Annotated in this window: 16 protein-coding genes; 12 read left to right on the forward strand and 4 right to left on the reverse strand. The window is 41.5% G+C overall.

Annotation, left to right across the window (positions count from 1 at the left end):
• Positions 1 to 15: 15 nt before the first annotated feature.
• From ilvA to NZD81_RS04980, 7 genes are all read left to right on the forward strand, one after another.
• Positions 16 to 1,284, forward strand: coding sequence for a threonine ammonia-lyase IlvA (gene ilvA / locus NZD81_RS04950; RefSeq protein WP_040082842.1), 1,269 nt, complete (start codon positions 16 to 18; stop codon positions 1,282 to 1,284).
• An 85-nt stretch (positions 1,285 to 1,369) separates the two neighbouring features.
• Positions 1,370 to 1,621: a YpmP family protein gene (locus tag NZD81_RS04955; protein WP_014664326.1), complete on the forward strand. Its 252-nt coding sequence runs from the start codon at positions 1,370 to 1,372 to the stop codon at positions 1,619 to 1,621.
• Positions 1,622 to 1,767: 146 nt separating this feature from the next.
• Positions 1,768 to 2,349: a cytochrome c oxidase assembly accessory protein ScuA gene (gene scuA / locus NZD81_RS04960; protein ID WP_071578114.1), complete on the forward strand. Its 582-nt coding sequence runs from the start codon at positions 1,768 to 1,770 to the stop codon at positions 2,347 to 2,349.
• 77 nt (positions 2,350 to 2,426) lie between these two features.
• Entirely contained in the window at positions 2,427 to 3,194 is a 768-nt protein-coding gene (locus NZD81_RS04965; RefSeq protein ID WP_134975422.1) for an SGNH/GDSL hydrolase family protein, read from the forward strand.
• Between the two features lie 9 nt (positions 3,195 to 3,203).
• Positions 3,204 to 3,767, forward strand: a complete 564-nt coding sequence (locus tag NZD81_RS04970) for a YpmS family protein (protein WP_282372419.1) — start codon at positions 3,204 to 3,206, stop codon at positions 3,765 to 3,767.
• Between the two features lie 12 nt (positions 3,768 to 3,779).
• Positions 3,780 to 3,974, forward strand: coding sequence for a protein YpmT (gene ypmT / locus NZD81_RS04975; protein WP_282372418.1), 195 nt, complete (start codon positions 3,780 to 3,782; stop codon positions 3,972 to 3,974).
• Positions 3,975 to 4,045: 71 nt separating this feature from the next.
• On the forward strand, positions 4,046 to 5,383 hold the full coding sequence (locus NZD81_RS04980) for an MATE family efflux transporter (protein ID WP_282372417.1): 1,338 nt from the start codon (positions 4,046 to 4,048) through the stop codon (positions 5,381 to 5,383).
• A gap of 49 nt (positions 5,384 to 5,432) precedes the next feature.
• Here the strand turns inward: NZD81_RS04980 and NZD81_RS04985 are convergent, their stop codons facing one another.
• Positions 5,433 to 5,858 carry a MarR family transcriptional regulator gene (locus NZD81_RS04985; protein WP_282372416.1) on the reverse strand — a complete coding sequence of 142 codons (426 nt, stop codon included), beginning with the start codon at positions 5,856 to 5,858 and terminating at the stop codon, positions 5,433 to 5,435.
• A gap of 131 nt (positions 5,859 to 5,989) precedes the next feature.
• Here NZD81_RS04985 and msrA point away from each other — a divergent pair, with 131 nt between their 5' ends.
• Together msrA and msrB are read left to right on the forward strand one after the other, a co-directional pair.
• A complete protein-coding gene (gene msrA, locus NZD81_RS04990) occupies positions 5,990 to 6,523 on the forward strand; it encodes a peptide-methionine (S)-S-oxide reductase MsrA (RefSeq protein ID WP_040082847.1) in 534 nt (177 codons plus the stop codon).
• Complete coding sequence (gene msrB / locus NZD81_RS04995) at positions 6,524 to 6,958, forward strand: peptide-methionine (R)-S-oxide reductase MsrB (RefSeq protein WP_014664319.1); 435 nt, start codon at positions 6,524 to 6,526, stop codon at positions 6,956 to 6,958.
• 43 nt (positions 6,959 to 7,001) lie between these two features.
• On the opposite strand, the gene NZD81_RS05000 is transcribed toward msrB, so the two are convergent.
• A complete protein-coding gene (locus NZD81_RS05000; protein WP_172640315.1) occupies positions 7,002 to 8,027 on the reverse strand; it encodes an SDR family NAD(P)-dependent oxidoreductase in 1,026 nt (341 codons plus the stop codon).
• A 343-nt stretch (positions 8,028 to 8,370) separates the two neighbouring features.
• On the opposite strand from NZD81_RS05000, the gene NZD81_RS05005 reads away from it, so the two are divergent.
• A complete protein-coding gene (locus NZD81_RS05005; RefSeq protein WP_282372410.1) occupies positions 8,371 to 9,519 on the forward strand; it encodes a phytase in 1,149 nt (382 codons plus the stop codon).
• 70 nt (positions 9,520 to 9,589) lie between these two features.
• Here the strand turns inward: NZD81_RS05005 and cgeB are convergent, their stop codons facing one another.
• Both cgeB and cgeA read right to left on the reverse strand, forming a co-directional pair.
• The gene (gene cgeB, locus NZD81_RS05010) at positions 9,590 to 10,543 is read right to left on the reverse strand and encodes a spore maturation protein CgeB (RefSeq protein ID WP_172640313.1); all 954 of its coding nucleotides are present in this window, start codon (positions 10,541 to 10,543) and stop codon (positions 9,590 to 9,592) included.
• Between the two features lie 6 nt (positions 10,544 to 10,549).
• The gene (gene cgeA / locus NZD81_RS05015) at positions 10,550 to 10,951 is read right to left on the reverse strand and encodes a spore crust protein CgeA (RefSeq protein WP_040082853.1); all 402 of its coding nucleotides are present in this window, start codon (positions 10,949 to 10,951) and stop codon (positions 10,550 to 10,552) included.
• Positions 10,952 to 11,156: 205 nt separating this feature from the next.
• Between cgeA and cgeC the strand changes: the two genes are divergently transcribed.
• A complete protein-coding gene (gene cgeC, locus NZD81_RS05020) occupies positions 11,157 to 11,462 on the forward strand; it encodes a spore maturation protein CgeC (RefSeq protein WP_014664314.1) in 306 nt (101 codons plus the stop codon).
• Between the two features lie 63 nt (positions 11,463 to 11,525).
• Complete coding sequence (gene cgeD / locus NZD81_RS05025) at positions 11,526 to 12,806, forward strand: spore maturation glycosyltransferase CgeD (RefSeq protein ID WP_282372405.1); 1,281 nt, start codon at positions 11,526 to 11,528, stop codon at positions 12,804 to 12,806.
• Positions 12,807 to 12,815: the final 9 nt, after the last annotated feature.

A 12,815-nucleotide genomic window follows, 5' to 3' on the forward strand; every position in this document is an offset into this window, starting at 1 on the left:
GAAAGGAATCTGTACATGAAACCGTTGTTGAAAGAAAACTCTCTCATCCAAGTGAAAGACATTTTGAAGGCTCATCAAAACGTAAAGGACGTTGTCATTCACACACCTTTGCAGAGGAATGACAGACTTTCTGAGAGATATGAATGCAATATCTATTTAAAACGTGAAGACTTGCAAGTTGTTAGATCTTTTAAGCTCAGAGGGGCTTATCATAAAATGAAACAGCTTTCCAGCGAGCAGACAGAAAACGGAGTGGTGTGTGCAAGCGCCGGAAATCACGCGCAAGGCGTGGCATTCTCGTGTAAACATCTTGGCATTCACGGAAAAATTTTTATGCCGTCTACTACACCGAGACAAAAAGTATCTCAAGTTGAACTATTCGGAAAAGGATTTATCGATATTATTTTGACAGGCGATACGTTTGATGACGCGTATAAAAGTGCCGTAGAGTGCTGTGAGGCGGAATCTCGGACGTTTATCCATCCGTTCGATGATCCGGATGTGATGGCCGGACAAGGAACGCTCGCAGTCGAGATTTTAAACGACATTGATGCAGAACCGCATTTTCTTTTTGCAAGTGTCGGAGGCGGCGGTCTTCTCTCAGGGGTAGGTACATATTTGAAAAATGTGTCTCCTGATACAAAGGTAATTGCTGTTGAGCCGGCGGGAGCGGCATCCTATTTTGAATCAAACAAATCTGGGCATGTCGTCACACTTGATAAAATTGATAAGTTTGTAGATGGGGCAGCAGTTAAAAAAATTGGAGAGGAAACCTTTCGGACGCTGGAATCTGTTGTTGATGACATTCTCCTTGTCCCTGAAGGAAAAGTATGTACATCCATTCTTGAATTGTATAACGAATGTGCGATTGTTGCTGAACCGGCCGGAGCTCTTTCTGTCTCAGCGCTTGATTTGTACAAGGATGAAATTAAAGGAAAAAATGTGGTGTGTGTGGTCAGCGGGGGAAATAATGATATAGGAAGAATGCAGGAAATGAAGGAGCGATCCTTGATTTTTGAAGGTCTTCAGCATTATTTTATCGTCAACTTTCCGCAAAGAGCGGGGGCACTCCGTGAATTTCTTGACGAAGTCCTAGGGCCGAATGATGACATTACAAGGTTTGAATATACGAAGAAAAATAACAAAAGCAACGGACCTGCTCTTGTTGGCATCGAGCTGCAGAACAAAGCCGATTATGGGCCGCTGATTGAACGGATGAACAAAAAACCGTTTCATTATGTAGAGGTCAATAAGGATGAAGACTTATTCCATCTGCTGATCTAATTTTTTTCGCAACCGCGCAAAATGACAGACAGCCAGGCTGGCATCATATATAATAGAAGAAAAACAAAAAAAGAGGATTGATAGCTTGTTACTCAAAAGCCTAGAGTTCAAACGCGGTGACGGGATTCAGGTGAAAGTGACAGAAATACCTGTATTAAAGGAAGATGAGCACTATTTCTTTATGTTACATCACCATTTGCAATTCTACTTAAAAGAAGTGTTTTCATCAAACAGCAGGACAAAAGTGTATTCTTTCCGACATTATATGAAGCGCCGGATGAAGTGGGCAGATTATCAGGCTGTTTTTCATCAAGAGGTGTTAAAGCACAACGCATAACATGCCGTTTTTTACCTGTATGTTCTCCTTTGTAATCGTTTAATGGGGAGGCATGCAGGATTTTTTTTGCTCAGTATCGAATACAAATATGGGACAGTAAGGACAGGTTAGAAAGCGTTTTTATGCTGGCTGAAAGGATGAATGTCATGAAGGTTATCAAAGGTTTAATGGCTGGGCTGTTTTTTCTGCTTTTGTGTGCCTGTGGAGGACAGCAGATTAAAAATCCGCTCAATTACGAAGTGGAGCCTTTTACATTTCAAAACCAAGATGGCAAGAACGTTTCATTAGAGAGTTTAAAAGGAGAAGTATGGCTGGCGGATTTTATTTTTACTAATTGTGAAACTGTATGTCCGCCGATGACTGCTCATATGACCGATCTGCAAAAAAAACTGAAAGCCGAGAATATAGATGTCCGCATCGTATCATTTAGTGTTGATCCAGAAAACGATAAGCCGAAACAGCTGAAGAAATTTGCCGCAAATTATCCATTATCTTTTGATAACTGGGATTTTCTCACCGGATACAGCCAGAGTGAGATTGAAGAGTTCGCACTTAAGAGCTTTAAGGCGATTGTGAAGAAACCTGAGGGAGAGGACCAAGTCATTCATCAATCTTCTTTTTGGTTAGTAGGCCCGAACGGCAAGGTGCTGAAAGATTATAATGGAGTGGAAAATACACCGTACGATGAAATTATCGCCGATGTAAAATCAGCAGGCACACTCAAGTAAGCTAGAAGACTAGGCATTTGCAAATCTTCTAAAACATGATACACTTTCCACTAGTAGAATGGGAAGGAGCAACAAGATTGAAGCTGCGCATTTTTTCAATCATGGCTGGTTTGATTTTGCTTCTTACTGCTTGTACGAGCATACGTACAGCATCTGAGGGAAAACAAAAAGATCATGAAACGAAAACGAAAGAGCACATTGTCATAGCGGCTGTCGGAGATTCGCTGACAGAAGGAGTCGGAGATCCCGATGGAAAGGGATATGTCGGCAAGGTGGCGGATTCTATCCGGTCAGATAAACAAGTCAAAACGGTTGACGTGAAAAATTATGCCGTAAAAGGGAACCGTTCGGATGATTTATTAGAAAAACTAAAAGATAAAAAGGTTCAAAAAGGCATAAAGGACGCAGATTATGTCTTTTTTACAATTGGTGGTAATGATTTGATGAAAGTCCTTCGCCAAAACTTCCTGCAATTAACCGTTGAACCGTTTCAGGAAGCGGAAAAACCGTACGAAAAGCGCTTTGAAAAAATCATTTCTGAAATTCGCAAGCTGAATGATCACGCTGAGCTGATTTATGTCAGCATGTACAATCCGTTTACGTTTACATTATCTGAACTAAATGAAATAAACGGTGTTGTCACGGATTGGAACCATATTGCTGAAAAAGAGCTGAAAAAGGATAAGCATGCGAAAATCATTTATATCGAAGATTTGTTCAACAAAAAAAGTGACAGCAGCCGAATTTCTGAGGAAGATGATTTTCATCCTAATGGTACGGGTTATTCTCTAATTGCGAAGCGCGTCTATCAATCCATAAAAAAAGAAGGATTACCGAAAGAGTAGGGTGACAGCATGAATAAGTGGAAACGACTGTTTTTTATATTGCTTGCAATCAATTTTATCCTCGCTGCCGGGTTTGTAACACTTGTTTTGCTCCCGGGAGAGCAAGCTCAGGTGAAGGATTCATCTGAGAGCGAGTATGGATTTCAAGTGACAAGCACAAAAGAATCATTAGCTGCGTTTGTTAACTCATATTTAAACGACAAGGCATCAAACAAGCTTGATTATAAAGTAGAGATTGATGATGATGTTCATGTCGCAGGGAAAATCATGGCATTTTCTACGTCTATTGATGCTTTTATCGCTTTTGAACCGACCGTGAAAAAAAACGGTGATGTAGAGTTGAATGTTACGAAATTTTCGTTAGGGAAATTGAGTATACCGATTAGCTTTGTGTTAAATTATATGGACAGCTTTTATGAATTGCCGTCATTTGTCCACGTTCATCCCGGAGATAAAAGCATTGAAGTGCGTTTGTCAGAAATGCCTTTAACGAATGGTATGTATGTCAAAGCGGATAAAATAAATTTAGAAAATGATGAAATTGAATTTTCCTATTACCATCCTAAACAATAGAGGTGACTGAAAATGAAACAGGTTTACCAGTATTTCAGTTTATTATCCTTTACATTTTCCCTGTACTTCGGCTGGCTGGCTTATCATCATCTGGCCGCTGAAGACATGGATCAAATGTATTTGAATGTTTCCTATTGTGCCTTGTTCCTAAGTGTGATGGTGTTTACATTCGGTATGCGAGACCGAAAAAAAAACGATAAATCATGAAAAAAGAGACATGAAACAACGTCTCTTTTTTCGTGCGGTCCGAAGAAAATTTGAGAATACAAGGAGAAAAGATGAAAGCATACGATTTTACACAGGGGAACGTGCTGAAACAGCTTGTACTGTTTTCAACGCCTATTATGCTCGGAAACGCATTGCAGGTTTCCTTTCAGTTTATAGACAGCTTGTGGATCGGCAATTTACTGGGGGCACAGGCTCTTGGGGCAGCCGCGGTATCAAGCACGATTGTTCTAACCGTGCTGTCTTTTATTTTGGGCCTTAACAATGCGACGTTAACCATTTTATCTCAGCAAAAAGGAAAAGATGATGAAAAGGGAATGACGTCGTATATTAACGCTTTTGTTGTTTTATTAACAGGCCTAAGCATCGGATTCGGCGCGGCCGGTTTTTTTCTGTCAGAGCTTTTGCTGCGTCTTCTAAAAACGCCGGAGTCTATGCTGCCGCTTGCTGAGACTTATTTGCAGATTCAATTTATTGGCATTTTGTTTTTATTTGGTTATAACTTTATCAGTACTGTGCTTCGGGCGCTGGGCGACAGCAAGACACCGCTCCGGTTTATTGCGTTTGCTGTTGTACTGAATACAGTGCTGGCGCCGCTCTTTATTTCTGTGTTTCACATGGGAATAGCGGGTGCGGCTTATTCAACGATTTTGTCGCAAGGCATTGCGTTTCTGTATGGGTTGTTTTATGTCATCAAACACAAGCTTGCGCCATTCTCAATTCCGAGAGTGCCCAAGTGGGAAGAGTCTGCGCTGATTTTAAAACTCGGAATTCCGGCCGGTCTGCAGATGATGGTGATTACAGGCGGTATGATGGCGATTATGAGTGTTGTCAACTCATACGGGGAGCACGTGGTATCAGGTTTTGGCGCGGTCCAGCGGCTCGACAGCATCATCACGCTTCCAGCAATGGCTGCCGGTACGGCCGTCAACAGTATGGCAGGGCAAAATATCGGAATCGGAAACAATAAAAGAGTAGGAACGATTGCAAGGCTTGGTGTGCTGGCTGTTATTTCCTGCATGCTGGTGATTGCGGTTATGATTTGGGTGTTTGGTAAATACCTTATAAGGTTATTTATCAGCGAGCCTGATGCGATCGCATTTGGTGAACAATATTTGCGGTGGATCGCGTTTTTCTACCCTTTTATTGGGATTAATTTCGTGCTGAACGGAATTGTCAGAGCCGCGGGAGCGATGCTGCAGGTGCTGGTTTTAAATTTAATCTCGTTTTGGGTGCTGCGATATCCTTTCACGGTTCTCTTTTCAGCTTGGCTTGGACAAAAAGGAATCGGGCTTGGAATCGGAATGAGTTTTTTATTTAGCAGCTGCGCGGCATTTTTGTATTACAGGTATGGCCGCTGGAAAACAATGAAGCTGTTTGCTGAAAAATAAGTGAAGCACTGCGAAAAGCACATACCTATATAGCGGTATGTGCTTTTTTTTACCGTTTTTTATCAAGTTTGCTGAAGAGCTCGATTAACGTGGCAAGTTCAGCATCAGTGTAACAGTCAAAGCGTTTGAAGAAATATTCCGTTTTTTTCTCGTTAAAGTGCTGAAGGACTGTTTCGCCAGCTTCAGTGATATGAATGCGAATAATGCGTCTGTCTTCCTTCGATCTGATTCTCGTAATCCATTCCTTTTCTACCAGCGCATCAGTCACAGCCGTAATGTGGCTTGCCGATACCTCTAAAATAGGCGCAAATTCAGTGACTTTTTTAGGCCCTTGCTCACTGAGGATCCGAAGAATGGTGAATTCATTCCGCGACAGCTCTTTATCTAAAATTTCATTGATTTCATTGCGTATTTGTTTAAAGACTTTACGGAGTAAAGTTTCCATATCGTACATCATCTGTGTTCTTACTTTCAAATTTGTGAACCTCCATTACATAAGCATATTGCTTAAAACCTATAGATTTTATTGAAAAGCAGAATCATTTTCATTCTATTTTTACATGCTATAATATAATAATACCACGTATTAACAAAGGAGGCACCAGTATGTCTGAAAAAAAAGAAATCGCCACATTTGCAGGAGGCTGTTTTTGGTGTATGGTTAAACCTTTTGACGAACAGCCGGGAATTGAAAAAGTGGTGTCCGGGTATACAGGCGGCCATACTGAAAACCCTACGTATGAAGAGGTGTGCAGTGAAACGACAGGACATCGTGAAGCTGTTCAAATCACGTTTCATCCTGATGTATTCCCTTATGAAAAACTGCTTGAATTATTTTGGCAGCAAATCGATCCGACTGATGCCGGCGGCCAGTTTGCTGATCGCGGCAGTTCCTACCGCGCAGCCATTTTTTATCATAATGATAAACAAAAGGAGCTTGCGGAAGCTTCCAAGCAACGTCTTTCGGAAAGCGGCATCTTTAAAGATCCGATTGTAACGGACATTTTAAAAGCTGAACCTTTCTATGAAGCGGAAGGTTACCATCAGCATTTTTATAAAAAGAATCCAGCACATTATCAACGCTACCGGACAGGCTCCGGACGTGCCGGATTTATTAATGAGCATTGGGGGGATAAATAAATGGCGTACAATAAAGAAGAAAAAATGAAGTCATTAAATCGCATACAATACGAAGTAACGCAAAATAACGGCACGGAGCCGCCGTTTCAAAATGAATATTGGGATCACAAGGAAGAAGGGCTCTATGTAGACATTGTGTCAGGCAAGCCATTGTTTACATCCAAGGATAAATTTGATTCCCACTGCGGCTGGCCAAGCTTTACAAAGCCGGTTGAAGAAGAAGAAGTGGAAGAAAAACTGGACACGAGCCATGGCATGATTCGCACTGAAGTAAGAAGCCGAACTGCTGACTCTCATCTTGGCCATGTATTTAATGACGGTCCGGGGCCAAACGGGCTTCGTTACTGCATAAATTCAGCAGCGCTGCGGTTTGTTCCAAAGCATAAGCTGAAAGAGGAAGGATACGAAAGTTACCTGCATCTCTTTGATAAATAAAATATTAAAAACAGGCCTGCCTAATGGATAGACAGGCTTGTTTTTATGCCTTTTTCTCTTGATGCAAGTCTTCAATAATCTGGGCAATTCTTTCTTTCGTAATGAGCGGGGCCTGATCAGATTGATACCCAGGCAGATTGACTTTGCGAAAGTCAGGATGTTTTTCAGGCTCTGGAAGGATCGCATAAAGGTTGCCCCATTCATACAGTGATTCAATTTCATGCGGGGATGTTAATTCTTCGTGAAGCTTTTCACCTGGACGCTTGCCGACTTCTACTGCAGCCGGCCGCGGGAGCCCGTGCTGCGATGCATATTCTTCAAATCCATGAATCAGTTCTTCAAGTTTCAGTGATTCCATTTTAAAAATAAAGGTTTCTCCGCCTTTTGTAATCGCAGCTGATTGCAAAGTCAATGTAGCTGCATCGTCTATTGACATGAAAAATCTGGTCATGTTCTTGTCTGTGATAGTCAGAGGCTGACCCTCCATCATCTGTTCAAATAATATAGGGATGACCGAACCCCTGGAGCCCAGAACATTTCCGAAGCGGACCGAACAAAACACGGTTCCTTTGTTTTGAACGTGGCGGTTTGCTTGATGAAACAGCTTTTCAGATAACAGCTTGGTGGCACCCATTGTGTTCACAGGAGATACAGCTTTATCTGTACTGATATTAATGACATGCTGCACTCGGTGTAAAAGGGCAGCTTCCACCACATTTTGTCCGCCGATGAGATTGGTCTGGATCGCTTCAAATGGATGATCCTCACATGTCGGAACCTGTTTTAGCGCAGCCGCGTGAAAGACGATATCGACGCCTTTCATCACCTGATTCACCCTTCTGTGATCGCGCACATCTCCGAGTACAAAGAATAGTCGCTTATCCTCCGCATACTTTTGGCTCATGACATACTGTTTACTATCGTCTTTGCTGAATACAATCACCTGTTTAGGTGTAAGCAGCAAAAGGCGTTTGACAATTTGACTCCCGATTGAACCTGTTCCGCCAGTGACTAAAACTGTTTTGTTATGAAAAAATGGTTTTAGTTCTGCTGTTTGCTGTTTAGGCATGGCTTATCCTCCAACTCTCGTTTCTCTACCATGCATCATATGTTCAACTTTATAATCGAATTAATGAAAGCAACCAATAAAACAAAATTTAGGGGAATGATCATGTCACAACGTGTTCTTTTTTAATAGAAAATGATGAAACTAAATAAACAATGTACTAAATATTCATTATGTTTTTATTTCGCACCTCAAAAACAAAGCTGACAAAGTCATCTCACGTACCTCTTTAGGGAAAGTTGTTTATGAGCCAGAAACCCTATAAAAAAAGGTTCATTTTCCTCACGGTAAATACATGTATATATTTTACAATAGGGATGATAGTGATAAAAGAGGAGGGTACCAAATGAAGTTTTCAAAAACAATGCTGCTAAGCACCGCCGCGGGTTTATTGCTTAGCCTGACAGCAAACTCGGTGTCGGCTCATGATGTGAGTGAGGAACATCATTTCAAAGTGACTGCGCAAACGGAGACAGATCCGGTCGCTTCTGGTGATGACGCAGCTGATGATCCGGCTATTTGGGTACATGAGAAACATCCGGAAAAAAGCAAATTAATTACGACAAATAAGAAATCAGGGCTCGTCGTGTATGATTTAGATGGAAAGCAGCTTCATTCTTATGAATTTGGCAAGCTCAATAATGTCGATCTGCGCTATGATTTTCCATTGAAAGGTGAAAAAATTGATATTGCTGCAGCATCCAACAGGTCTGAAGGAAAAAATACAATTGAAGTATATGCAATAGACGGGGATAAAGGAAAATTGAAAAGTATTACAGATCCGAAACATCCTATTTCCACTGGTATTTCTGAGGTTTACGGATTCAGCCTGTATCACAGCCAGAAAACAGGGGCATTTTACGCATTAGTGACAGGCAAACAAGGGGAATTTGAGCAGTATGAAATTGTTGATGGTGGAAAAGGTTTTGTAACAGGAAAAAAAGTGCGTGAATTTAAGTTGAATTCTCAGACTGAAGGCCTTGTTGCGGATGACGAGTACGGAAATCTATACATAGCAGAGGAAGATGAGGCGATCTGGAAATTTAACGCTGAGCCAGGCGGAGGATCAAAGGGACAGGTTGTTGACCGTGCGACAGGTGAACATTTGACAGCTGATATTGAAGGACTGACAATCTATTATGCACCAAATGGCAAAGGATATCTCATGGCCTCAAGTCAAGGAGATAACAGCTATGCAATGTATGAACGGCAGGGGAAAAATCGCTATGTGGCCAACTTTGAAATTACAGATGGAGAGAAGATAGACGGTACTAGTGACACGGATGGCATTGATGTTCTCGGTTTCGGGCTTGGTCCAAAATATCCGTATGGGATTTTTGTGGCGCAGGACGGCGAAAATATCGATAATGGACAAGCAGTCAATCAAAACTTCAAAATTGTATCGTGGGAACAAATTGCACAGCATCTCGACGGAATGCCTGATCTTCATAAACAGGTGAACCCGAGGAAGCTGAAAGACCGTTCTGACGACTAGAAACAAAAGCAGCTGAACAAGCTGCTTTTTTCTGTGAATGAAAAAATCGTTCATAGCAATGAACGATTTTTCAAGAAAGCGCCAGATGAATCGCCTTTAGTGTTGCAGGAAGCTCATCAAACGTAAATGCAGGTACGGTCTCATTATAATTGGCTGCTGCAGCTTTATGCCGTTCTTCAGGGTTTTTGATATAGAAAGCGGTTTTTTCCTTAAAGTCGTCCATGCCGTGATAAGAAATAAAGGATGAAAAAGGATGGGCCGCGGGTAAATCGGTTAATTGAAATGCTTCGCATGCAGCGATATCAAACGTTCGGTTATTAAAACTGGCATTTTTGATGCGCATAGTATTTTGGTTGAAAGCAAAATGATAGGGCCGATGCGCATTGATTACGATATCTGCTCCGTTATAATAATGAACGGCCTGTTCGGGTGGAACCCATGTGCTGACGACATCAATGTGCGGCTGTTTGAGCACTTTTTTAGGCAGATATTTTCTCCATTCCTTGCCGATTACCCGAACCGTGAAAGGCAGATGGACCGCTTCTTTCATAAGCTGAACCCGATTAGGGTAAGGATAGCCGATGATTAACAGATTTGAATGATAGGAATGTTCGGTGCCCATTTTTTTAAACAGCCGATGGTTAACTGGTATCGGAACATAATAGACGTTCTGGTAGCCGAGCTCTTGATAATAGAAAGCGGCATTTTGTTCAATCGTTAATATGGCGTCAGCAAGCTTAATTACCTGTAGGCTGATATCAATATAAAATGGGTCTTCGGTCAGCCAAACATACACGGGGATATCCTTACCCTTTAACCAGGTCAGCCAGTCGTGAGGAACGCGGTCTCCAACCATTATAAGTGCGAAGTCCGGCTGAAACGCTTCGATCTTCACCAAATATTCTGCTTCAGGTTTATCTGCAATCATATACTCTGTATGAGTGTTCTGAAAACAATCTTCAGCCCAGCGATCAAAATAACTGTATATGCCTCCGTATCCCGACTGGATATACAAGACTTTCATCGGATGTTATGAAAAGAACGTAACGCTTTCTACTTTGTCTACATCAATTAATGTTGTAGCTTGACCTGCCGGAGTGACGGAGCTTTCCTGTGTTACAAAGACGATACCGTGAACTTGATCGAAAGCAACGAAAACAACCGGTCCGATCATGTCACCTGAATCAGTCACAATGCTGATTGTCGTGCCTGGCGTAATTCTGGCAAAAATCCATCTTGCCGGAAGGGAAGGGTCTAAAATAGATTCTGCCGTAACCGTTTCACTTTCATCTACTTTTTGATCGATGGCAGCTTCAAGCAAGGCTTTAAGATTACTTTCCATGTTTTCTCCTCCTTCTGTTGCAGTTGGAAATAAAGGACTTAAAACGGTTTTAATTAAATCCTTTTTTAACTGTGCATTTTCAGAGCTCATTACACACACCTCCTATTCGATAGTGAACTCACGTTAATCTATTCTTCTGGCTGTTGTTTGGTATGAGTCGAACGCCGTACCAGACCTATTTTTCATGTATTTAAGGAAAATGCTGATTTTTTAATGGAGTGGACATAGCCCTATACCATACATCAAAGTCGCTCATATTGTGAAACAGAGTAAAGGGATAAGGGAGAGGGATTATTTGGATTTAGAGAAACAAGTGGATCGAGAAGAAAACCAAGATGAACTGCATTTTATTTTGCTTTTGCTGATTCTGCTTATTCGTCAATCATCTACTGAAGGAAATCCATCTGATCTCAGACGCCAGCTCGTTTTTGCAAAGGAGCTGGGCGTACCGGTTTCAAAAGTTCATTTGATCAACGGAGATACGCTTCAGAATGTCATCGTAAAAGAAGTACTGACTGATTTGGTTATTTTTCAAAACCCGTTAAATAACACGAGATCTCATGTGTCACTCTCAAGTGTTGTAAGCTGGGGTGCTTTTTAAATGATGACAGAGGCTCTGCTTGCTGCGGAGCCGTTTTTATGTTTGACGGCGGGGGCGGTATAGATGGGAGAGAAAGTGTCTATTATTTTAACAAGTTACAACAAACCTAAATATTTGCAAAAAGCGATCGAAAGTGTGATTCAGCAAACGCATGATCTTTGGGAGCTTTTTATTATGGATGATCATTCGAATGAAGAAACAACTGCGGTGATTCACAAGTATCTCCATGACCGGCGCATTCAATATCATAACAGTTTCGTGCAACCTGCAGATCGATTAAAAACAGCCCGTTATGCCACATTAATTAACAGTGCGCTCCCATTTGCAGACGGCGATTACATTTCCTATCTTACTGATGACACTGTTTATCATCCCGAGCGGCTGAGCCGTATGGTGCAAGAATTTTCACATCAGCCTGAAGCGCAGGTTGTCTATTCAAAACAAAAAGTTGTACATGTAAACGAAAGGGGAGAGGAAATCTCACATTTCTACAGAAATGCCAATGCAGTGCTAGAGCAGGCGGCTTTTCATGTTGATCATTGTTCAGTAATGCATCGCCGTTCGCTACTTAATCTCATTCACTATAAATATGGAGGCTATTGGGATGATGATATGAAGCATTGGAATCATGGCGACGCAATTTTTTGGGCGAGACTCAACAACTTTACCCCATTTCTGCCGATAAATGAAGTATTAGATACAACTTATAAAACCCCAGATTCATTTCAAAATGCATATCGGTTTCTGCCCGCCGATTTGATTGACGGCTCTTTTGTGAAAGGTTCAGATCAAACTGTGTATTTTCTTGATCAGGGTGTACGGCACCCTGTCGGGGAAAAGTGGAGTTTTTGGTATCTAAATCGGACTGTCGCTGTTCCAGACCCATATTTATTCCAATATAGGATGGGGAAAATTATAAACATTCCGAATTATATTTTAGTAAAGGAAGCTGACCATCCTGCCATATTTTATATCGAAGCCGGAAAAAAAAGGCGCATTGTGGACCAGTATGCGTTTCAATTTTATCAATTTCAAAGAAAAGACATATTGACAGTTGGAAAAGAGGAGCTGGAGGCGCTTTTGGAAGGACCGCCGATTATGTGGAAGCGATCTGAATTGATCAAAAATCCGCCTGGCCGAAGGCTGTTTTTCATCGAACGCGAGCCGTTTTTGTTTCTAAACGGCTTCTTTCACCCAATTAGTGAACAAGTAGCAAGGAAGTTTTTTTTACATCAGAAACCAATCTCCGCTTCTTTCCGAAATATTCAGCAATTTCCAATTGGAAAGCCGTTTTATCCGGTGTACGATGAGATTATAAAGAAATTGAACATTGCAACAGAGTAAAGGGATAGG

It is taken from the genome of Bacillus sp. B.PNR1 (assembly GCF_030386235.1).
In the GTDB taxonomy this organism is placed as follows: domain Bacteria; phylum Bacillota; class Bacilli; order Bacillales; family Bacillaceae; genus Bacillus; species Bacillus stercoris.